The sequence below is a fragment of the Streptomyces sp. NPDC015532 genome (genome assembly GCF_043078065.1).
GTDB lineage: Bacteria > Actinomycetota > Actinomycetes > Streptomycetales > Streptomycetaceae > Streptomyces.
The window spans coordinates 1-21285 of the sequence record NZ_JBIBSY010000012.1 but is presented as its reverse complement, the minus strand read 5'-3'; the positions used below and the strand labels follow the sequence as shown (position 1 = coordinate 21285).

General features: G+C 70.1%; 14 protein-coding genes, 1 tRNA gene and 1 rRNA gene. 3 read left to right on the top strand and 13 right to left on the bottom strand.

The window, feature by feature from the left end:
- The first annotated feature begins 12 nt into the window (after nucleotides 1-12).
- Nucleotides 13-888 (top strand): Fpg/Nei family DNA glycosylase, encoded by an 876-nt coding sequence (locus ACF07B_RS29730; protein ID WP_392181229.1) that lies wholly within the window; start codon nucleotides 13-15, stop codon nucleotides 886-888.
- Between the two features lie 299 nt (nucleotides 889-1187).
- Nucleotides 1188-1949 (top strand): SDR family NAD(P)-dependent oxidoreductase, encoded by a 762-nt coding sequence (locus ACF07B_RS29725; RefSeq protein ID WP_392181228.1) that lies wholly within the window; start codon nucleotides 1188-1190, stop codon nucleotides 1947-1949.
- On the opposite strand, the gene ACF07B_RS29720 is transcribed toward ACF07B_RS29725, so the two are convergent.
- The 10 genes from ACF07B_RS29720 to ACF07B_RS29675 all read right to left on the bottom strand — a co-directional run bounded on the left by ACF07B_RS29720 (nucleotide 1897) and on the right by ACF07B_RS29675 (nucleotide 17006).
- Nucleotides 1897-2202: a hypothetical protein gene (locus ACF07B_RS29720; RefSeq protein WP_369479465.1), complete on the bottom strand. Its 306-nt coding sequence runs from the start codon at nucleotides 2200-2202 to the stop codon at nucleotides 1897-1899. The two genes, ACF07B_RS29725 and ACF07B_RS29720, sit on opposite strands and share 53 nt — an antisense overlap.
- 100 nt (nucleotides 2203-2302) lie before the next feature.
- Nucleotides 2303-2773 (bottom strand): Dps family protein, encoded by a 471-nt coding sequence (locus ACF07B_RS29715; protein WP_369479464.1) that lies wholly within the window; start codon nucleotides 2771-2773, stop codon nucleotides 2303-2305.
- A gap of 246 nt (nucleotides 2774-3019) precedes the next feature.
- The gene (locus tag ACF07B_RS29710) at nucleotides 3020-3397 is read right to left on the bottom strand and encodes a helix-turn-helix domain-containing protein (RefSeq protein WP_384235401.1); all 378 of its coding nucleotides are present in this window, start codon (nucleotides 3395-3397) and stop codon (nucleotides 3020-3022) included.
- 109 nt (nucleotides 3398-3506) lie between these two features.
- On the bottom strand, nucleotides 3507-4052 hold the full coding sequence (locus ACF07B_RS29705; RefSeq protein ID WP_392181227.1) for a CinA family protein: 546 nt from the start codon (nucleotides 4050-4052) through the stop codon (nucleotides 3507-3509).
- Nucleotides 4049-4816 carry a CDP-diacylglycerol--glycerol-3-phosphate 3-phosphatidyltransferase gene (pgsA, locus tag ACF07B_RS29700; protein WP_392181226.1) on the bottom strand — a complete coding sequence of 256 codons (768 nt, stop codon included), beginning with the start codon at nucleotides 4814-4816 and terminating at the stop codon, nucleotides 4049-4051. The genes ACF07B_RS29705 and pgsA overlap by 4 nt, the downstream gene beginning before the upstream one ends.
- Entirely contained in the window at nucleotides 4813-6288 is a 1476-nt protein-coding gene (gene rimO / locus ACF07B_RS29695; RefSeq protein ID WP_369479460.1) for a 30S ribosomal protein S12 methylthiotransferase RimO, read from the bottom strand. Before rimO ends, pgsA begins: the two co-directional genes overlap by 4 nt.
- A gap of 92 nt (nucleotides 6289-6380) precedes the next feature.
- Nucleotides 6381-7238 carry a helix-turn-helix domain-containing protein gene (locus ACF07B_RS29690; RefSeq protein ID WP_369479459.1) on the bottom strand — a complete coding sequence of 286 codons (858 nt, stop codon included), beginning with the start codon at nucleotides 7236-7238 and terminating at the stop codon, nucleotides 6381-6383.
- Nucleotides 7239-7573: 335 nt separating this feature from the next.
- The gene (locus tag ACF07B_RS29685) at nucleotides 7574-10324 is read right to left on the bottom strand and encodes a DNA translocase FtsK (protein ID WP_392181225.1); all 2751 of its coding nucleotides are present in this window, start codon (nucleotides 10322-10324) and stop codon (nucleotides 7574-7576) included.
- Between the two features lie 174 nt (nucleotides 10325-10498).
- The gene (locus tag ACF07B_RS29680) at nucleotides 10499-11182 is read right to left on the bottom strand and encodes a two-component system response regulator (protein WP_037620357.1); all 684 of its coding nucleotides are present in this window, start codon (nucleotides 11180-11182) and stop codon (nucleotides 10499-10501) included.
- Between the two features lie 328 nt (nucleotides 11183-11510).
- A complete protein-coding gene (locus ACF07B_RS29675; protein ID WP_392181224.1) occupies nucleotides 11511-17006 on the bottom strand; it encodes a HAMP domain-containing protein in 5496 nt (1831 codons plus the stop codon).
- A gap of 388 nt (nucleotides 17007-17394) precedes the next feature.
- Between ACF07B_RS29675 and ACF07B_RS29670 the strand changes: the two genes are divergently transcribed.
- Nucleotides 17395-20142 (top strand): SpoIIE family protein phosphatase, encoded by a 2748-nt coding sequence (locus tag ACF07B_RS29670; RefSeq protein WP_392181223.1) that lies wholly within the window; start codon nucleotides 17395-17397, stop codon nucleotides 20140-20142.
- A 116-nt stretch (nucleotides 20143-20258) separates the two neighbouring features.
- Here the strand turns inward: ACF07B_RS29670 and ACF07B_RS29665 are convergent.
- The 3 genes from ACF07B_RS29665 to rrf all read right to left on the bottom strand — a co-directional run.
- Nucleotides 20259-20331, bottom strand: a tRNA-Thr gene (locus tag ACF07B_RS29665).
- Between the two features lie 83 nt (nucleotides 20332-20414).
- Nucleotides 20415-21077: a DegT/DnrJ/EryC1/StrS family aminotransferase gene (locus ACF07B_RS29660; protein ID WP_369479638.1), complete on the bottom strand. Its 663-nt coding sequence runs from the start codon at nucleotides 21075-21077 to the stop codon at nucleotides 20415-20417.
- 113 nt (nucleotides 21078-21190) lie between these two features.
- Nucleotides 21191-21285: ribosomal RNA gene (rrf, locus tag ACF07B_RS29655) — 5S ribosomal RNA — on the bottom strand; the annotation flags it as partial.

Sequence of the window (21285 nt, the reverse complement as noted above, 5' to 3'; positions counted from 1 at the left end):
CACCCTGGAGTCATGCCCGAAGGAGACACGGTCTGGCAGGCCGCGAGGCGCCTGCACGTCGCCCTCGCGGGCAAGGTCCTGATCCGGTCCGACCTGCGGGTGCCCCGGTACGCCACGGCCGACCTCACCGGCCGCGCCGTCCTGGACGTCACCCCGCGCGGCAAGCACCTCCTCACCCGGATAGAGGGCGGTCTGACCCTGCACTCGCATCTGCGGATGGACGGTTCGTGGAAGGTGTACGACACCGGCCGGCGCTGGAGCGGGGGCCCCGCGCACCAGATCCGGGCCATCCTCGGCACGGCGGACCGTACGGCGGTCGGCTATCGCCTGCCCGTGCTGGAACTGCTCCGCACCACCGACGAGTCCCGCGCGGTCGGTCACCTCGGTCCCGACCTCCTGGGTCCTGACTGGGACCCGGACAGAGCCCTGGAGAACCTTCTTCGCGACCCCGGCCGCGCCCTCGGCGAGGCCCTCCTGGACCAGCGCAATCTCGCCGGGATCGGGAACGTGTACAAGAGCGAGCTGTGCTTCCTGCTCGGCGTCACCCCCTGGCTCTCCGTCGGCGCGCTGCCCGCCGACCGCGCCGCCCAACTGCCGGCCCTCGCCAAGAAGCTGCTGGAGTTCAACCGCGACCGGCCGGTCCGTGTCACCACCGGGCGCCGCGAGCAGAACCTGTTCGTGTACGGGCGCACACCGCGCCCGTGTCTGCGCTGCGGGACACCGGTCCGCTCGGGGAACCAGGGCGACGGATCCCGCGAGCGCCCCACGTACTGGTGCCCCCACTGCCAGGCGGGCCCCACCCCGCGGCCGGACGCCGGCCGGCGCACCGTCACGGCGCACCGCCCCACCGGGCACGGGTCCCGGACACCCGGCCGACCGCACCCCTGAGCCCCTAAGACCCTGAGCCCCTGAGCCCCTGAGCCGCCGAGCCTCGGGCGGACGGCCCCTGAAGCCACCGCCCCCGGCCACACGTAGCACCGCACGACAAGCCACACGTAGCACCACACGACAGGCCGCGGGCCGCACCGCACGACAAGCCACACGTAGCACCACACGACAGGCCGCGCGCAGCACCGCACCCGGCCCGCCCGCCCGGGCGCCCAGCCGCCCGCCCACCCGTCCGCCCGTGCATCAACTCGCGCGCGACCAATTGACGGACCGTCAGATCTCTTCGTACCGTCCCCTTCATGGGCCTCTCCGCGTACGACCTCACCGGACGCACCGCGTTCGTCACCGGCGCGGCCGGCGGCATCGGCCGCGCGGCGGCGGTCCTGCTCGCGGAGGCGGGCGCCACCGTGCACTGCGCGGACGTCGACGAGCCGGGCCTGCACGAGACGGCGACGCTGATCAAGGGCCAGGGCGGCACCGCGCTGAGTCACCCGCTCGACGTCACCGACCGCGCCCGGCTCCACGAGGCCGTCGCGTCGTGCGGCCGTCTCGACGTCATGGCGGCGGTGGCCGGGATCATGCACAGCAGCCCGGTCCTGGAGACCCTGGACGAGGATCTGGACCGGGTGCTGAACGTCAACTTCAAAGGGGTCCTGTACTCCTGCCAGGAGGCCGCACGATCCATGATCGAGAACGGCGTCCGCGGCAGCGTCATCACCATGGCGTCGGGCGCCATCGACTCCGGCGGTCCGGGCCTGCTCTGCTACAGCGCGGCGAAGGCGGCCGTCGTGCAGCTGACGAAGACGCTGGCGACCGAGGCCGGTCCGCACGGCATACGCGTCAATGCCGTGGCACCCGGCTGGATCCGCACACCCATGACCGACCGTCACGGCGACCGTCAGGCGCACACCGAGGCGTTCATGGCACGCCTGTCACCGCTGGGCCGTGTCGGGGAGCCCGAGGACATCGCCCACGCCGTTCTGTACCTGGCCTCGGACGCCTCGGCATTCACCACCGGTCAGATCCTCCGCCCCAACGGCGGCGTCGCCATGCCCTGGTAGCCCTCCCGGAACCACGCCCGTACCCGCGCCTGCTCTCCCACCGGCGGTCCCGCCACCGGTCCGGTCCCACGGCACCGGCGGCCCGGGACTTCGGCACGCAGTGCACCGGCAGCAGACTGAGCCCCCACCCGCCCGCGGCGACGGCTCCTTCGAGGACCCCTGCACCGGGCGCGAGCGCGAGCCGGAGCACGCTGAACCACCACAGCGCACCGAGCACCAGGCACGCCCCCCGGCGCACTGACCGCCCTGCCATGGCACCTCCTCCGGCGCGGCACCGGGCCGCCGATCTCACGCGCGAGCAGGGCACACCGGCGGCACGCGGCACCGGCCGGGGCGGAGCGGCTCCGGGCCGCTCACGCGTCCTCCGCCTGGAACATCCAGTGATGTTTCTCCAGGTCGGCCGTGATCCCGATGAGGATGTCCTGGCTCACCGGATCCGGGTCCGCGGTGGAGGCCACCCGTTCCCGCATCCGCGCGATCACCGCGCCGAGCGCCGCCACGAGCGTCCGTACGGCGTCGGCGTCCTTGATCCAGCCCGCGGGCGTGTCCTGGACGCCGCTGCTCGACGCCACGGTGGCGGCCCGCCCGTCCGGCGGGACTCCGAGGGCCGAGGCCCGCTCCGCCACGGTGTCGGAGTGCAGTCGCGCGATGTCCACGACCTCGTCGAGCTGGAGGTGGACGGAACGGAAGCGGGGCCCCACCACGTTCCAGTGGACCTGCTTGGCCACGAGGGAGAGGTCCACCAGATCGACCAGGGCGCCTTGGAGCGCCTCGGCGACGGGCTTCAGGTCCTCGTCGGACAGGGAGCTCTTCACGACGTACATCCGCATCCTCCGCTTCACGACGCCTCCGCCGGCCGGCCTCGCGGGCGACGCGGGTCACGACGGCCGGCATCGGCTTCGCCGGGTCCCTCCACCATGGAGGCCGCGCCGGATACCGGCAAATGGGCCCACGAGGGGCCGCGGGGAACACGGAAGCCCCGGACCGGCTCCTCCGGGTCTCCCCGGGGAAGCCCCGGCCGGGGCTTCGGTGGTACGTCTCTCAGCTCAGGGAACGCGAGCCGGCGAGCGTCAGGCGGCGACGACGTCGACCGCTTCGGCAGGCGCCTTGATCGTGACCCTTTCCGGTGGCACACCGGTCACCGATACGGAATTGAGCATCGGGCGACGCACCGGTGCGGGCACCGGTTCGGGTGCCGCAGCCGACTGTGCCAGCTCGGCGAGGGCGAGATCGTCGCTCACTTCCCGCATGAGTTCGGACATCCGTACGTCCAGCGCGTCGCAGATCGCGGAGAGCAGTTCGGAGGATGCCTCCTTCTGCCCCCGCTCCACCTCGGAGAGATAGCCGAGTGAGACTCGGGCGGACGAGGAGACTTCGCGCAGAGTACGGCCCTGGCGCTGGCGCTGCCGACGCAGCACGTCACCCAGCAGGCGACGGAGCAGAATCATCGGTGGCTCCCTCCTCGGACCGCGTAGCCGCATCCTTCACGCCCCACCGTACCGCCTTGCGCCGCGGCCGTGCGGGGAGCGATGTCGTGTTCACTCAGGGCTGCAAACATCAAAACCCCCCGTTCTGTTCCGTATCCTGTGCCCGCTCGTTCCCGGTCTGTTCGCCCGCGAGCTCCCGAAGAAGCAGCGCGAGTACGCTGCGTACACTCTCCATACGGATTTCCGCCCGGTCGCCGTTCAACCGCAGTGGCAGCACTTTCCCATCGCGAAGGGTGCCGGAAGGCGCCGCGAGGGGGCCGTCGACGGCCACGTAGACCGTACCGACCGGCTGCCCGTCCTGGGGGTCGGGACCGGCGACGCCGGTGGTCGCGATCCCCCAGTCGGCTCCGAGCGCCTCGCGCACCCCGGCCGCCATCTGTGCCGCGACCTGGGCATCCACCGCGCCGCGCTCGGCCAGAAGAGTGACATCGACGCCGAGCAGTTCGTGCTTCAGTTCAGTGGCGTACGCGGTCACGGAGCCCCGGAACACCTTCGAGGCGCCCGGAACCGCGGTGATCTCCGCGGCCACCAGACCACCGGTGAGCGACTCGGCGACGGCGAGCGTCTCGCCCCTCACTTTGAGTAGTCGCACCACTTCGGCGGCCGCGGGGCTCACCGCTCGGCCTCCGCGGCGGCTGCCCGCCGCTCGGCGATTCCCTGGCGGCGCAGCACGACGGCCTGCCGCACATAGTCGAGGCCGGTGACCACGGTCAGGATGACCGCGACGGCCATCACCCAGAACCTCAGGCTGGCCAGCGCCCCGGTCAGCGGCAGGATGTACATGCCGACCGCGGTGCCCTGGGCCAGCGTCTTCAGCTTGCCGCCACGGCTCGCCGGGATGACCCCGTACCGGATCACGACGAAGCGCAGCAGGGTGACGCCGAGCTCACGGCCCAGGATCACGAAGGTGACCCACCAGGGCAGGTCACCGAGGGCGGACAGGCAGACCAGTGCCGCGCCCATGATCGCCTTGTCGGCGATGGGGTCGGCGATCTTCCCGAAGTCGGTGACCAGGTTGTACGTGCGGGCCAGGTGACCGTCGAAGATGTCGGTGATCATGGCCACGGCGAAGGCGGCCCAGGCCCAGGCCCGCATGGCGGGGTCGTATCCGCCGTCGGCCAGCATCAGCGCCACGAAACCCGGCACGAGGACGAGCCGGATCATGGTCAGGATGTTGGCGATGTTCCAGAGGCTGGCCTGGTTGACGGCCGCGGCGCCCAGTTTCCCGCCGCGAGGCGTTTTCGGGCCACCGGGAGCGCCCGGAGCACCAGAGGCGCCCTGAGCATCGCCCGCGCCCGGCGCACCGGATACGCCGGGGGCGCCCGTCGCACCTTTGGCGCCCGGGGAGCCGCCTGCCGCGGATGCCGGGGCTCCGGTCATCTGGCCGCCTCCTCAGCGCTCACGAGCGAGCCCGGAAGCGGCTCGGCCACCAGGTCGACACCTTCCGTGCCGACCACCTTGGCCTCGACGATACGGCCGACGGTCAGACCCTCGCCGCTCGTGAACAGGACCTGGCCGTCCGTCTCCGGCGCCTGGTGCGCGGCGCGGCCGTACGCGCCGTCCTCGCCGTCGACGCTCTCGACCAGCACGTGCACGGTTTCGCCCACGCGCTCCTCCGCGCGCTGGGCGACCAGTTCCTCGGCGAGCCGGGACACCCGCGCGAGGCGCTCGGCGACGACGTCCTCGTCCAGCTTGTTCTCGTACGTCGCCGCTTCGGTGCCCTCCTCGTCGGAGTACCCGAAGACACCGATCGCGTCGAGGCGGGCTCCGGTGAGGAAGCGCTCCAGCTCCGCGAGGTCGGCCTCGCTCTCGCCGGGGAAGCCCACGATGAAGTTGGAGCGCACGCCGGCCTGCGGGGCCTTGGCGCGGATGGTGTCGAGCAGCTCCAGGAACCGGTCGGTGTCGCCGAAGCGGCGCATCGAGCGCAGCACGTCGGGCGCGGAGTGCTGGAAGGACAGGTCGAAGTAGGGCGCGACGTTCGGCGTGGAGGTCAGGACGTCGATGAGCCCGGGGCGCATCTCGGCGGGCTGGAGGTAGCTGACCCGCACGCGCTCGATGCCGTCGATCTCGGCCAGCTCGGGAAGCATCGTCTCCAGGAGACGGATGTCACCCAGGTCCTTGCCGTACGAGGTGTTGTTCTCGGAGACGAGCATCACCTCCTTGACGCCCTGCTCGGCCAGCCAGCGCGCCTCGTTCAGGACGTCGCTGGGGCGGCGCGAGATGAACGAGCCGCGGAAGGAGGGGATGGCGCAGAACGTGCAGCGGCGGTCGCAGCCGGAGGCGAGCTTCACCGAGGCGACCGGGGATCCGTCCAGCCGGCGGCGCAGGGGCGCGCGGGGGCCGGAGACCGGGGCGACGCCCTCGGGGAGGTCGGAGGGGGTGCCGTGGCCGGGAAGGGCCACTTCCTCGCCGGCGCTCTGCCGCTCGGCCGGGCTGATGGGCAGCAGCTTGCGCCGGTCGCGCGGGGTGTGGGAGGCGTGGATGCCGCCGTTCAGGATGGTCTGGAGGCGGTCGGAGATGTCGGCGTAGTCGTCGAAGCCGAGCACGCCGTCGGCCTCGGGAAGAGCTTCGGCGAGCTCCTTGCCGTACCGCTCGGCCATGCAGCCCACCGCGACGACGGCCTGTGTTCTGCCGTGTCCCTTGAGGTCATTGGCTTCGAGGAGGGCGTCGACGGAGTCCTTCTTGGCGGCTTCGACGAATCCGCAGGTGTTGACGACGGCGACGTCCGCTTCTTCGGCGTCCTCCACGAGTTGCCAGCCGTCCGCCTCCAAGCGGCCTGCGAGCTCCTCCGAGTCCACCTCGTTACGGGCGCAGCCAAGGGTGACGAGTGCGACGGTACGGCGTTCAGGCATGGGCTCAAGACTACTTTGTCTGGACGACGGCCCACGTCGACGGGGTTGGCCGATCTTGGCCAACCCCGTCGACGGTGTGCTACACGCGACCCCTATCCGACCTGCGGGTCACCCTTCGTGTACGTCAGACGCTCCACCGCACCCGGCCGGAACTGATCCTCGATCTTCTTGCCGTTGACGAAGAGCTGGATGGCTCCGGCGTCACCGAGGATGAGGTTGATCTTGGAGCTGTCCTGGAAGGTCTTGGACTCGCCCTGCTTCAGCAGCCCGTCGAAGAGCATCCGCCCGTTGTGGTCCTTGGCGGAGATCCAGCTGCGTCCGTCCGCGGCGCTGACCTGGACGGTCACCTTGTCCTGCGGGGCGGCCGCGATGGCGCTGTCGGACGGTTCGGGCTTCGGGTCGGCCGGCTTGGTGGCGGTCGCGGAGGGGGCGGCGGACTTCTTGGTGATCGGCGTGGACCCCTCGGCGACCTGGGTCTTCGAGTCGTCGCCGTCTCCGCCGCCCTTGACCATGGTGAACCCGACGAAGCCGATCACCGCGACGATCGCGGCGACCATGGCGGCCGTCCAGTTCGGGCCGCGGCGCTCGGGGCGGATACGTTCCGCCTCGAACAGCGGGGCGGCGGGCGTCGGCGCGGGACGTCCGCCGTGCTCGGCGTCGTACTGCGCGAGCAGCGGAGCCGGGTCGAGACGGACGGCGCGGGCCAGGGTCCGGATGTGGCCGCGCGCGTAGACGTCGCCACCACAGGGAGCGAAGTCGTTCTGTTCGATGGCGTGGATGATCGTGATGCGGACGCGGGTGGCGTTGCTGACGTCGTCGACGGTCAGATGGGCCTCGATGCGTGCCTTCTGAAGGGCACGTCCGATCGAGAGCCGTTCAGCCGTAGGGTCGTCTTCGAACGGACGCTCGTCTTCGGGGGAGTTGCCGTCAGGTGAGTTGACGATGGACACGGGGGCGCCTTTCGAGCGTGTAGCCACCTGTGCTGGAAGTTCAGTCTAGGGGGGGTACGAAAGGGTGGGGCAACCGGGCGGTGGGACTTTGTACGCCATCAGAATGGCCGGTCATCCTGATATAGGGACATGGTGGCGTCCCTTCGCTCAACTTGACGTGCGACAAGGCGAAACGGTTGCTCACCGACTTCTTACGGGTGAGTCACATTCACATATCAGCCGGGTACGGAACATGACGTTCCGCCATCCGCCCGACAGTGCCGCCGCCACCTGGGCGACGGCCACGCGCTCACCGCGCCGTCGCCGGTTGTCCCGTCCCTCCTCGCCGAGGGCTCTTACGCTTCTGCTTCCCCGCGCATCACGGCCAACACCCCGTCCAGCTCGTCGGCCTTCACCAGGACGTCACGCGCCTTGGAACCCTCGCTGGGCCCGACGATCCCGCGCGACTCCATGAGGTCCATGAGACGGCCCGCCTTGGCGAAACCGACCCGCAGCTTGCGCTGGAGCATCGAGGTGGACCCGAACTGCGTGGAGACGACCAGCTCGGCGGCCGCGCACAGCAGATCGAGGTCGTCGCCGATGTCCTCGTCGATCTCCTTCTTCTGCTTGGTGCCCACGGTGACGTCGTCCCGGAAGACGGGCGCCATCTGATCCTTGCAGTGCTGCACGATCGCCGCGACCTCGTCCTCGGTGACGAAGGCGCCCTGCATACGCGTGGGCTTGTTGGCCCCCATCGGCAGGAAGAGTCCGTCACCCTTGCCGATCAGCTTCTCGGCACCGGGCTGGTCGAGGATGACGCGTGAGTCCGCGAGCGAGGAGGTCGCGAAGGCCAGCCGGGAGGGCACGTTCGCCTTGATCAGACCGGTGACGACGTCGACGGACGGCCGCTGCGTGGCGAGCACCAGATGGATGCCGGCCGCGCGCGCGAGCTGGGTGATGCGCACGATCGAGTCCTCGACGTCACGTGGCGCGACCATCATCAGGTCGGCGAGCTCGTCGACGATCACCAGGAGGTACGGGTACGGGGTCAGCTCCCGCTCACTGCCCTCGGGCAGCTTGACCTTGCCGTTCCTGATGGCCTCGTTGAAGTCGTCGATGTGCCGGAACCCGAACGCCGCGAGGTCGTCGTAGCGCAGGTCCATCTCCCGCACGACCCACTGCAGCGCCTCGGCGGCCCGCTTCGGGTTGGTGATGATCGGCGTGATCAGGTGCGGGATGCCCTCGTACGCGGTCAGCTCGACGCGCTTGGGGTCCACGAGGACCATCCGCACGTCCTCGGGGGTCGCCCGGACCATGATCGAGGTGATCAGGCAGTTGATGCAGGACGACTTGCCGGAACCGGTGGCTCCGGCGACCAGGACGTGCGGCATCTTCGCCAGGTTGGCCATCACGTAGCCGCCCTCGACGTCCTTGCCGAGCGCGACCAGCATCGGGTGGTCGTCCTCCGCCGCGTCCGCCAGACGCAGCACGTCACCGAGGTTGACCATCTCGCGGTCGGTGTTGGGGATCTCGATGCCGACCGCGGACTTGCCGGGGATCGGGCTGATGATCCGCACGTCGGGGCTGGCGACCGCGTACGCGATGTTCTTGGTCAGCGCGGTGATCCGCTCGACCTTCACGGCGGGGCCGAGCGTGACCTCGTACCGCGTGACCGTCGGTCCGCGGGTGAAGCCCGTGACGTCGGCGTCCACCTTGAACTCGGTGAAGACCTGGCGCAGGGAGTCGACGACCGCGTCGTTGGCGGCGCTGCGGGTCTTGCCGGGGCCGCCGCGCTCCAGGAGGTCCAGGGAGGGCAGCGCGTAGGTGATGTCCCCGGAGAGCTGGAGCTGCTCCGCGCGCGGGGGCAGTTCACGCGGGGCGTCGGGCGCGGCCTTGGTGAGGTCGGGCACGACGGACTCGACCGGCAGCGGCTCCTGCCTGGGCCGCTTGGCGCCCGGGACGGCCTTGGCGCGCGCGGCCGGGACCGGTGTCGTCTCCTCGTACCCTTCGCGTTCCACGCTGACGCCCTGCGTCAGATCGGCGACCAGGGGCGAGGGCGGCATCCCGTGCAGCACGGCACCGTCCAGGGCCGCGGCGGCGGCCGCCGCGACGTCCACGGCGTCCATCGGCCGGTTCATGTCGGGCTGCCGCGCGCCGGGCCGCCGGGGGCGGCTCCGGCGCCTGGTGAGCGCCTCCTGCTCGGCACTGTCGGGGTCGTACGACTCGGGGGCGCGCGAGCGCCCGCCGGAGCGCCCCGCGATCCCCTCGCGCCACTGCTCGTCGTAGCGCTCCTCGTCCGCACGGAACGCGTCCTCGTCGAAGTCGGCCTGGACGATGCCGAGCTTCTGGCCGAGCAGCCGCAGCCGCTGCGGAATCGCGTTGACCGGGGTCGCCGTGACGACGAGCAGCCCGAAGATCGTGAGCAGCACCAGGAGCGGTACGGCCAGGACGTCACCCATCGTGTACGTCAGCGGGGTGGACGCCCCCCAGCCGATGAGCCCGCCGGCGTCCCTTATCGACTGCATCCCGTCGCTGCGCGCCGGCGATCCGCACGCGATGTGCACCTGCCCCAGCACACCGATCGCGAGCGCCGACAGACCGATCACGATCCGGCCGTTCGCCTCCGGCTGCTCGGGGTGCCGGATGAGCCGCGCCGCGATCACGGCGAGCAGTATCGGGACGAGGAGGTCGAGGCGGCCGAAGGCGCCGGTGACGAGCATCTCGACGAGATCGCCGACGGGACCGCGCAGATTGGACCACGTTCCCGCCGCGACGATCAGCGCGAGACCGATCAGCAGGAGCGCCAGTCCGTCCTTGCGGTGTGCCGGGTCGAGCCCCTTGGCACCGCGCCCTATCCCGCGGAAGGTCGCTCCGACGGCATGGGCGATACCCAGCCACAGGGCGCGTACGAGTCTGTACACGCCCGCGGTCGGGTTGGGCGCCGGCGCCGGGGCGGGCTTCGCAGCGGCCCTCCTGGCGGGCGCCTTGCCGGCGGCCGCCTTCTTCGCGGGGGCCTTTTTCACCGGGGCCTTCTTAGCCGGAGCCTTCGTCGGAGCGGCCGCCTTCTTCGCGGGCGGCTTCTTGGCTGCGGACTGACGTGAGGCCATGTGTGTGAGGTTACCGGTGGAGACGGCAGCGACACGTGTGCCTCCCCCAAGTTCTCGACTTCGCCCGAACAGGGGGGAACGCTGAGCTTCACCCGATCGTGTCACCGTCACCAGAAACGGAACTGACGCTTCCTCAAGGTCCGACGGGACCGTCCGGACGTGCCCGTCCGGGCTTCAGCTCTGCGACGGCACCGAGGGTGCCCCGCTGCCCGTGCCCGGCTCCAGCGCGTCCAGCGCCCTGCGCAGCCCGGTGAGTTTGCGTTCGAGGTGAGCCGCGGTGGCCACCGCCGCCGCGTCCGCGGAGTCGTCGTCGAGCTGCTTGGACAGCGCCTCGGCCTGCTCCTCGACGGCCGCGAGGCGCGCGGAGAGTTCGGCGAGGAGTCCGGCGGGCTCCTTGGCCTCGCCGAGCGCCGCCTTGCCTCCGCCCTCCAGCTGGAGCCGCAACAGGGCCGCCTGCTCGCGGAGTTGGCAGTTCTTCATGTAGAGCTCGACGAACACCGAGACCTTCGCGCGCAGCACCCACGGGTCGAAGGGCTTGGAGATGTAGTCCACCGCGCCGGCCGCGTACCCCCGGAAGGTGTGGTGGGGGCCGTGGTTGATGGCGGTGAGGAAGATGATCGGGATGTCCCGGGTCCGCTCCCGCCGCTTGATGTGCGCAGCGGTCTCGAATCCGTCCATGCCAGGCATCTGGACGTCCAGCAGAATGACCGCGAAGTCGTCCGTGAGCAGCGCTTTGAGCGCTTCCTCCCCGGACGATGCCCGAACCAGTGTCTGATCGAGCGCGGAGAGGATCGCCTCCAGCGCCAACAGATTCTCCGGCCGGTCATCGACCAGGAGGATCTTGGCCTTCTGCACCATGGCCCGCCCTCCTCGCCCCGGCATGGGGCCTCCCCTGTCCGCAGGACTTGGGGAAGCGCCGCGCGCCGCCCCTGGGGACGACTCCCTTGCGCCGCCCGTCCTTGTGCCGGTCATGCTAGCCGCACCCCGCCCGTCGCCACACCCTGTCACCGTGATGTCACTGTGCACGTAGCAGAAACGCGGCAGGGGACCAGAAGGTTCCCCGTATCCCGTGCTTCTACACGGCTTCCGGCACAGTCAGTCATCCGACGCCGGGCCGTCCGAACGTGCCGCACGGTGTGCCGATACCGGTCGCACCGTGACGACCCGGGTCGCTCCCCCGAGTGTGTCACCCCTCGCGCATCCACTGCGCCATCACCGACAGCAGATGATCGGGATCGACCGGCTTGGTCACGTAGTCGGAGGCGCCCGACTCGATCGCCTTCTCCCGGTCGCCCTTCATGGCCTTCGCCGTCAGCGCGATGATCGGCAGCCCCGCGAACTGCGGCATCCGCCGGATCGCCGTGGTCGTGGCATAGCCGTCCATCTCGGGCATCATGATGTCCATCAGAACGACCGTCACATCGTCGTGCTGCTCCAGCACTTCGATGCCCTCGCGGCCGTTCTCCGCGTACAGCACCGAGAGTCCGTGCTGCTCAAGGACGCTGGTCAGCGCGAAGACGTTGCGGATGTCGTCGTCGACGATCAGCACCTTCTCGCCCTCGAAGCGGATGCCCCGGCCCTGCTGTGGTCCCGCGTCCTGCTGTCCCGCGGTCGCCCACGGCTCCTGAGCGGCGCCCGCGGCACCGTCCGGCTGCCCCGACACGTCCGCGCGCTGTTCGGCCGCGGGCAGCGCCCTGCGGCGCCTCCTGAACAGCGCGGCGGGCCCGTTCTGGGCGTCCTGATACGACTTCACCTCGGCCGGCATCCCGATGCTGTGCAGTTCGCCCTCGGAGGCCAGCAGTTCCCCCGCCTCCAGCGCCGGCGCGAGCTGCCCGTAGCCCTGCGGCGGCAGTTCGCTCGGGTGCAGCGGCAGGTACAGCGTGAACGTGGAGCCGCGGCCCGGCTCGCTCTGGGCGTGGATCTCACCGCCCAGCAGCCGCGCGATCTCCCGCGAGATGGAGAGCCCCAGACCCGTACCGCCGTACTTGCGGCTCGTCGTGCCGTCCGCCTGCTTGAAGGCCTCGAAGATCACCCGCATCTTGCTCGCCGCGATCCCGATGCCGGTGTCGGTCACGGAGAACGCGATGAGGTCGGCGTCCGCGTCCCGCAGCGACCCCGACTCCAGCAGCTGCTCCCTGATGGCCACCGGCACGTCCGCCCCTGCGGGCCGGATCACCAGCTCGACCGCTCCGGAATCGGTGAACTTCACCGCGTTGGAGAGCAGGTTGCGCAGCACCTGGAGAAGACGCTGTTCGTCGGTGTGCAGGGTGGCGGGCAGCTCCGGCGAGACCCGTACGGAGAAGTCGAGCCCCTTCTCCGCGGTCAGCGGACGGAACGTCGCCTCCACGTAGTCGACGAGCTGGACGAGCGCGATACGGGTCGGCGACACGTCCATCTTGCCCGCCTCGACCTTCGACAGGTCGAGGATGTCGTTGATGAGCTGGAGCAGGTCCGAGCCCGCGCCGTGGATCGTCTCGGCGAACTCGACCTGCTTCGGCGTGAGGTTCGTGTCCGCGTTGTCGGCGAGCAGCTTGGCCAGGATCAGCAGCGAGTTGAGCGGTGTCCGCAGCTCGTGCGACATGTTCGCCAGGAACTCGCTCTTGTAGCGCATGGAGACCGCGAGTTGCTCGGCGCGCTCCTCCAGGACCTGCCGCGCCTCCTCGATCTCCGTGTTCTTGACCTCGATGTCGCGGTTCTGCTGGGCCAGCAGCTCGGCCTTGTCCTCCAGTTCCGCGTTCGAGTCCTGGAGCGCCTTCTGCCGGTTCTCCAGCTCCGCCGACCGCTCCCGCAGCTGCTCGGTGAGCTCCTGCGACTGCCGCAGCAGCACCTCCGTCTTGGTGTTGACCGAGATCGTGTTGACGCTCGTCGCGATCATCTCCGCGATCTGGTTCAGGAAGTCCTTCTGGATCTGCGTGAACGGCGTGAACGACGCCAGCTCGATGACACCGAGCACGGTCCCCTCGAAGAGCACCGGAAGCACGATGACCTGGGCCGGAGGTGCCTCACCGAGCCCGGAGGAGATCTTCAGATAACCGCTCGGCGCGTTCTCCACCAGGATCGTGCGCTTCTCCTGCGCGGCCGTCCCGATCAGCGCCTCGCCGGGCCGGAACGACGTCGGCATGGAGCCCATCGAGTAGCCGTACGACCCGAGCATGCGCAGCTCGTACGCCTCCTCGTCCTCCGTGCCCGCGTCCTTGCCGTCGACCAGCGGCATCGAGAGGAAGAACGCGCCGTGCTGGGCCGAGACGACCGGCGTCAGCTCGCTCATGATCAGCGAGGCCACGTCGTCGAGATCGCGGCGGCCCTGCATCAGGGCGGAGATCCGGGCGAGGTTGCCCTTCAGCCAGTCCTGCTCCTTGTTCGCGATGGTGGTGTCGCGCAGGTTGGCGATCATCTTGTTGATGTAGTCCTGGAGCTCCTGGATCTCGCCTGAGGCGTCCACGTCGATCTTCAGGTTCAGGTCGCCGCGGGTCACCGCGGTCGCCACGCGCGCGATGGCACGCACCTGCCGGGTCAGGTTCCCGGCCATCTCGTTCACCGACTCGGTGAGGTCGCGCCAGGTGCCGTCGACGTCACGGACACGCGCCTGACCGCCCAGCTGCCCCTCGGTACCCACCTCCCGGGCGACTCGGGTGACCTCCTCCGCGAAGGACGACAGCTGGTCGACCATCGTGTTGATGGTGGTCTTGAGCTCCAGGATCTCGCCGCGCGCGTCGATGTCGATCTTCTTGGTGAGATCGCCCTTGGCGATGGCCGTGGTGACCATCGCGATGTTGCGCACCTGGCCGGTCAGGTTGGACGCCATCCCGTTGACCGACTCGGTGAGGTCCTTCCACGTACCGGCGACGCCCGGGACCTGCGCCTGACCACCGAGGATGCCGTCCGTACCCACCTCGCGGGCCACCTTGGTGACCTGCTCGGCGAACGAACTCAGCGTCTTCACCATGGTGTTGAACGTGTCGGCGAGCTGCGCGACCTCACCGCGCGCCTTGATCGTCACCGTCCGGGTCAGGTCGCCGTTGGCGACGGCCGCCGCCACCTGCGAGATGTTCCGCACCTGCATGGTCAGGTTGTAGGCCATCAGGTTGACGTTGTCGCTCAGGTCCTTCCAGATGCCCGTGACCCCGGGCACCCGCGCCTGACCGCCCAACTGGCCCTCAGTGCCCACCTCGCGGGCCACCCGGGTCACCTGCTCGGCGAACGACGAGAGCTGGTCGACCATCGTGTTGACGGTGGTGACCAGTTCGAGGATCTCGCCCTTCGCGTCGACGGTGATCTTCTTGGACAGGTCTCCCATGGCGACCGCGGTCGTGACCTCGGCGATGTTGCGCACCTGGATGGTCAGGTTGTTGGCCATGAAGTTCACGGACTGGGTGAGGTCCTTCCAGGTGCCCGAGACACCCTGCACCTCGGCCTGCCCGCCGAGGATGCCCTCGGTGCCCACCTCGCGGGCCACCCGCGTCACCTGCTCGGCGAAGTTCGACAGCTGGTCGACCATCGTGTTGAGGGTGTTCTTCAGCTCCAGGATCTCGCCGCGCGCGTCCACGTCGATCTTCTGCGACAGGTCACCCCGCGCCACCGCGGTCGCGACCTGCGCGATGTTGCGGACCTGCGCCGTGAGGTTGCCGGCCATGCCGTTCACCGAGTCGGTCAGGTCACGCCACACACCGGCGACGCCGGGCACCTGCGCCTGACCGCCGAGGCGGCCCTCCGTACCCACGTCACGGGCCACCCGCGTCACCTGGTCGGCGAACGCGGAGAGCTGGTCGACCATCGTGTTGATGGTGTTCTTCAGCTCCAGGATCTCGCCGCGCGCGTCCACGTCGATCTTCTGCGACAGGTCACCCCGCGCCACCGCCGTGGTCACCTGCGCGATCTGCCGTACCTGCGACGTCAGGTTCCCCGCCATGAAGTTGACGGAGTCGGTCAGTTCCTTCCAGGTGCCGGACACGCCGTCCACCCGGGCCTGGCCGCCGAGACGGCCCTCCGTACCCACGTCACGGGCCATCCGCGTCACCTGGTCGGCGAAGCTCGACAGCTGGTCCACCATGGTGTTCACGGTGACCTTCAGCTCCAGCATCTCGCCGGCGACCTCGACGGTCACCTTCTGCGACAGATCACCGTTCGCGACCGCCGTGGTCACCTGCGCGATGTTGCGGACCTGGCCGGTCAGGTTCTGGAACGCCGTGTTGACGGAGTCCGTGAGGTCCTTCCAGGTGCCGGCCACTCCCGGAACCTGTGCCTGGCCGCCCAGTTCACCCTCGACACCGACCTCGCGGGCCACGCGCGTGACCTCGACACCGAAGGACGACAGCTGGTCGACCATCGTGTTGACGGTGTTCTTCAGCTCCAGCATCTCGCCGGCGACCTGGACGCTGACCTTCTGCGACAGATCGCCGTTGGCCACGGCGGTCGTCACGGCGGCGATGTCCCGCACCTGGGTCGTGAGGTTGCGGAAGACCGTGTTGACCGAGTCCGTGAGGTCCTTCCACGTTCCCGCCGCCCCCGGCACGTTCGCCTGACCACCGAGCCGGCCCTCGCCGCCGACCTCGTTGGCCACACGGGTGACCTCGTCGGCGAACGTCCGCAGCGTCTCGGTCATCTGGTTGATCGTCTCGGCGAGCTGCGCGACCTCACCCCGTGCGGAGACGGTCACCTTCTGCGACAGGTCACCGCTCGCGACCGCCGTGGTCACCTGCGCGATCCCGCGCACCTGGGCCGTCAGGTTGCCGGCCATGAGGTTCACCGAATCGGTGAGGTCCTTCCACACACCGGCCACACCGGGCACCTGCGCCTGACCACCCAGCTCACCCTCCGTGCCCACCTCGCGCGCGACGCGAGTCACCTCGGACGAGAAGGAGGACAGCTGATCCACCATCGTGTTGACGGTGTTCTTCAGCTCCAGCATCTCGCCGGCCACGTGAACCGTGACCTTCCGCGACAGGTCACCCTTGGCGACCGCCGTCGTCACGAGAGCGATGTCACGCACCTGCGCGGTGAGCCGGTGCGCCATCGTGTTGACCGAGTCCGTGAGGTCCTTCCACGAACCGGACATACCGCGGACCCGGGCCTGCCCGCCGAGCTTGCCCTCGGTGCCCACCTCACTGGCCACCCGGGTGACCTCGTCCGTGAACGTCGAGAGCTGGTCCACCAGGTTGTTGACGGTCCGGCCGACCTTCAGGAACTCACCGCGCAGCGGATGCCCGTTCCCGTCCGCCGCCTGCGCCCGCAGGTCCATGCGGGGCGACAGATCGCCCTCCGCGACGGCGGACAGCACCCGGCCGACCTCGGAGACAGGCCGTACGAGATCGTCCACCAGCGCGTTCGAGGCGTCGATCGCGGCCGCCCAGGCGCCCTCACCGGCGCCCGCCTCCAGCCGCTCTGTGAGCTTGCCCTCACGGCCGACCACACGCCGTACCCGCGACAGCTCGCCCGTCAGGTGCAGATTCCGGTCGGCGACCTCGTTGAAGACCGCCGAGATCTCGGACATCACGCCGTCACCGGAAACAGTGAGCCGCTTACGGAAGTTGCCGTCCCTCATCGCCACCAGGGCCGCCAGCAACCGGTTCAGGGCCGCCGTGTCCACCTCGGTGGTGCCGGTGCGCGGTGAGCGCCCGCTGTTCAGGGACTGTCCGCCTTTCGCGCGCGTCCTACCGCCCCGCGTCGCTGCGCCAGACTCCACTGTGTCCCTCCCGCAAGGGTCGACCAATACTGCTCGGCGTACTCGGGTACTTCTGTTCGTGGTCCGCGGGAGGCATGCGACCTGCCCGGACCTACTCCTGGAGCCTGCCCAGTGTTTCACCCCGGCCGAACCAGGCCATAACAGTTCGGCAGCTTCGCACATCGTCCGCACACCCACGGGACAGTCCTCCGGCCCTGGCCGCAGGCAATCACACGCACCTGTCCGAACGGAAACACCCCACTCTTCAAGACGGAAACACCCGTGACCGGCATCCGCAGGGCCCGCGAAGGTAAGTAACCTTGCAAGCGGCTGTCCAGCCGTGCCGGTCCCGTCCGGCCTGGGCGGTGGCACGAGTACGAGCGGGCAGGCATCGGAGGGGCACCGCACCATGACCACCGGACTGCATCCTGGAGGGACACCCCAGGATCCCCGGCCGAGAGGGAACCACGCTGTGCCGACGCAGGAGCGGGCCGGCCACGGAACCCCTCACGCCGACGACCGGACGAGGAGTTCTGTGATCACCGCGCGCGCGGCCGCCAGCTTCGAACCGGTGGGACGGTCCGTCGCGACCGCCCGCTCGTTCGTCCGGGACACCCTCCAGGGCTGGGGATTCGCCGACATCGTCGACGACGCCGTCGTTCTGACCAGCGAACTGGTCACCAATGCCGTCGTGCACGCGGGCACCTCCGCCGACGTCCTGTGTCTGCGCAGCGACGACGGCGTGCGCATCGAGGTGGCGGATCGCTACCCGGAACGCGAGATCCCACTCCAGGCGACGGCCGTCAACATGGGCAGCCCCGACCGCGAGGGCGGCCGCGGCCTCCAGCTCTGCGCGGCCCTCGCCCGCCGCTGGGGCGTCGACTACACGCCCACCCACAAGCAGGTCTGGTTCCAGCTCGACCTCCCCGAGCGGGCGATCGGCACCCGCACCGCCGGCCCCCCGCTCCCCGCCGACCTCCTCCCCCTCGCCGACGGCCGCGTACGCGTGGCGGTCGTGCAGATCGACCGCACCGGCGCCATCAACGCCTGGAACGAGGACGCCGAGGAGCTCTTCGGGTACGCGGCCGACCAGGTCACCGGCAAACCGCTCACCGACCTCGCGGCCTGGCCGCACACCCCCGGCACCGGCACCGGCATCGTCGAGGCCCTCCAACTCTCGCGCTGGGAAGGCAGTTACGGCGTCCGCTGCGCCGACGGCCGCGTCACTCCGGTGTACGCCTCGCACCTGCGGGTCCGCGACACGAGCGGCGAGCCCTCCACCGTCTGCCTCCTCGTACGCGACCACGAACGTGCCGTCCTGCAGACCCCGTTGCGCGGTCCCGCCTCCGACGCGGGCACCCACGGGGAGGGTCAGGCCACGGATCCGTTCGAGGTCTTCATCGGATCACCGGCCCCGGACGACCTCGACGGGCTCCTCCAGCGCACGGTCGAACGGGCCCGCGACATGCTGGACGGCGACTCCGCCTTCCTGCTCCTCGCGACCGACGACGAGACGGAGTTGGAGGTACGCGCCTCCACGGGCCTGCCCTCCGCGCGCCAGCGCTTCGCCCGCGTCCCCGTCGAGGCGGGCCCCGGCCGCTACGGCTCGGCCCGGATGCCCGCCGTCCACGAGGACCTGACGGTCGTCCCCGGCGCCGTGCCGCTCCTCGGCGGCACCGGCATGCGCTCGGTCGTCACGGTCCCGCTGAAGGTCGAGGGCCGCCTGACCGGCTCCCTCGGCGTCGCGGCCGAATCCCCCGGCCGCTTCTCCAACGAAGAGGCCCTGCGCCTCCAGTTCGCCGCCGACCGCATCGCCCTCGCGGTGGAGTCGGCCCGCCTCGGCGAGCTGGAACGCCTGCGCCGCGGCTCGCTGTCCTTCCTCGTCGAAGCCTCCGACCTGCTCGCGGGCACGCTGGACCGCGACCAGACGCTCGCCCTCATGGCCCAGATGACGGTCCCGACCCTGGCCACCTGGTGCGCCGTGTACACGATCGCCGACCAGGCCTCCGATCCCTACCTCTCGTACGTCCTGCACGAGGACGAGGAACTCATCGACGGCCTCAAGGCGTTGCTCTCGAAGATCGCCCCACCGGACCCGGTGCCCACCCCGGGCGCCCGTGTCTGGTCGGCTCCCGCCGCGGCCGCTCACGACGCGGCCCTGCGGACCTCGATGCGCAGTCTGGGCCTCGGCGGGCCGACGTCGATGAACTCCGGCATCGGCCCCACCCTGGCGACGGCCGCCGCTGTCGGTGGCGAGACCGTCGTCCTTCCCCTGGTCGCCCGCAACCGCGTCATCGGCATGCTGACCCTCGGCAAGCCGTCGGACGAGCATTTCCGCCAGGAGATCCTGGAGTTGGCCGAGGACCTCTCCCGGCGAGCGGCTCTCGCCCTGGACAACGCCCGCCTGTACTCGGAGCGCACGGCGATCAGCCAGTCCCTCCAGCGCAGCCTGCTGCCCCCGGAACTCCCCCAGATCGAGGGCGTCGAGGTCGAGGTCATCTACCGCGCGGCCGGCGAGGGCAACGAGGTCGGCGGCGACTTCTACGACCTCTTCCCGATCCGTGACGGCGCGTACGGCTTCGCCATCGGCGACGTCTGCGGTACGGGGCCGGAGGCGGCGGCGGTCACGGGCCTGGCCCGGCACGCACTGCGCCTGCTGGCCCGCGAGGGCTACGGCGGCCCCGCGGTCCTGGAGCGGCTGAACTCCGCGATCCTCGACGAGGGCGCCCGCAGCCGCTTCCTGACGCTCCTCTACGGCGAGTTGTGGCCCCAGGAGGACGGCAGCGCCGTTCTGAAGGTCGTCTGCGCCGGCCATCCGCTCCCGTTGCGGCTGCGCCAGGACGGAACGGTCGAGCCGGCCGCCGAACCGCAGCCGCTCCTCGGCGTCATGGAGGACCTGGAGCTGTACGAGCAGAGGGTCACCCTCGATCCGGGCGATGTCCTGCTGTGTGTGACGGACGGGGTCACGGAGCGGCGCGAGGGCACGCGCATGCTCGGCGACGATGGTCTCGCGGATGTCCTCACCACGTGCACGGGGCTGACGGCCGGCGCTGTCGCCGCACGCATCATGCGCGCGGTCGAACGCTTCGCCTCCGACGCCCCGTCGGACGACATGGCCATTCTGGCGATGCGCGTCCCTGGCCTCCCCACGGACTGAGACCCGGCGACCGACGCTCCCGGGACTCGCGTCCCCGGGAGCCGAGGTCCCGGGGACGCGAGTCCCCGGACATGCGAAAGGCCCCCGCCCACAAGGGCGGAGGCCTTTTCTGCTTGAGCCCCCCAACGGAATCGAACCGTTGACCTTCTCCTTACCATGGAGACGCTCTGCCGACTGAGCTAGGGGGGCCTGTTGTTTTTGAGGTTTCCCTCGCGGCAACAAGAGAGATCATACCCTGAACAGGACCGTGCTCCCAACCCGTCCGGCCCTGATCAGAAGGCCGGTTGCAGGAGCCCGCCGAGCGCGTTGCACGCGGAGACGATCCGCTGCATCTCCCGCCTCGTCAACGTCCCGTCCACAGGCAGCGAGAGGGTCTCGTCGGCGGCCCGCTCGGTCTCGGGGAGCTGTACGTCCCGACGGAACCCGGGCAGCCGGTGCACTGGCGTCTTCACCGGAACGCGGCACTCGACTCCCCTGGCCCGTACGGCCCGTGCGAAGGCGTCGCGGTCCGGACGCCCGTTGCCGGGCACCCGTACGACGTACTGCTGATAGGTGTGTCCGTCGCCGCTGACGGGTGTGCGTACGCCCCTCAGCCGGCCGTCGAGATAGGCGGCCCGCTCCCTGCGCTGCGCGATCTCGTCGTACGGCGCCTCGGACTCGCCCTGTTCCAGGACCAGCACTTCATGCCGCTGCCCCAGTTCCCGCAGCCGCATCAGGTCGGCGCTCCGCCCGAAGCGGTGCACGACGACGAGCGCCGCCGTCCGGGGAGTCATGACCGCCTCCACCGCGTCGGGGTCGAGGCAGTACGTCACCGGGTCTATGTCGGCGAAGACGACGGTCGCGCCGGCGCGGGTGACGGCGTCGGCGACCTCCACGTTCCCGAAGGCCGGAACGACGACCTCGTCACCGGCTCCGACGCCCGCGGCCGTGAGCATTGCAGCAGTACTCATGATGGGGATAGTGGCCGCGTGACGTGAACTTCAAGTGACGCAAAACAAAAAAGAGCTGGTCCCCGAACCGAAGTTCGGGGACCAGCTCTCTAAAATTTGTTCGGCGGCGTCCTACTCTCCCACAGGGTCCCCCCTGCAGTACCATCGGCGCTGTGAGGCTTAGCTTCCGGGTTCGGAATGTAACCGGGCGTTT

Coding starts and splice junctions, on each gene's coding strand:
- ACF07B_RS29730 (WP_392181229.1), top strand. CDS start 13: ATGCCCGAAGGAGACACGGTCTGGCAGGCCGCGAGGCGCCTGCACGTC.
- ACF07B_RS29725 (WP_392181228.1), top strand. CDS start 1,188: ATGGGCCTCTCCGCGTACGACCTCACCGGACGCACCGCGTTCGTCACC.
- ACF07B_RS29720 (WP_369479465.1), bottom strand. CDS start 2,202: ATGGCAGGGCGGTCAGTGCGCCGGGGGGCGTGCCTGGTGCTCGGTGCG.
- ACF07B_RS29715 (WP_369479464.1), bottom strand. CDS start 2,773: ATGTACGTCGTGAAGAGCTCCCTGTCCGACGAGGACCTGAAGCCCGTC.
- ACF07B_RS29710 (WP_384235401.1), bottom strand. CDS start 3,397: ATGATTCTGCTCCGTCGCCTGCTGGGTGACGTGCTGCGTCGGCAGCGC.
- pgsA (WP_392181226.1), bottom strand. CDS start 4,816: ATGACCGGAGCCCCGGCATCCGCGGCAGGCGGCTCCCCGGGCGCCAAA.
- rimO (WP_369479460.1), bottom strand. CDS start 6,288: ATGCCTGAACGCCGTACCGTCGCACTCGTCACCCTTGGCTGCGCCCGT.
- ACF07B_RS29685 (WP_392181225.1), bottom strand. CDS start 10,324: ATGGCCTCACGTCAGTCCGCAGCCAAGAAGCCGCCCGCGAAGAAGGCG.
- ACF07B_RS29680 (WP_037620357.1), bottom strand. CDS start 11,182: ATGGTGCAGAAGGCCAAGATCCTCCTGGTCGATGACCGGCCGGAGAAT.
- ACF07B_RS29670 (WP_392181223.1), top strand. CDS start 17,395: ATGACCACCGGACTGCATCCTGGAGGGACACCCCAGGATCCCCGGCCG.
- ACF07B_RS29660 (WP_369479638.1), bottom strand. CDS start 21,077: ATGCTCACGGCCGCGGGCGTCGGAGCCGGTGACGAGGTCGTCGTTCCG.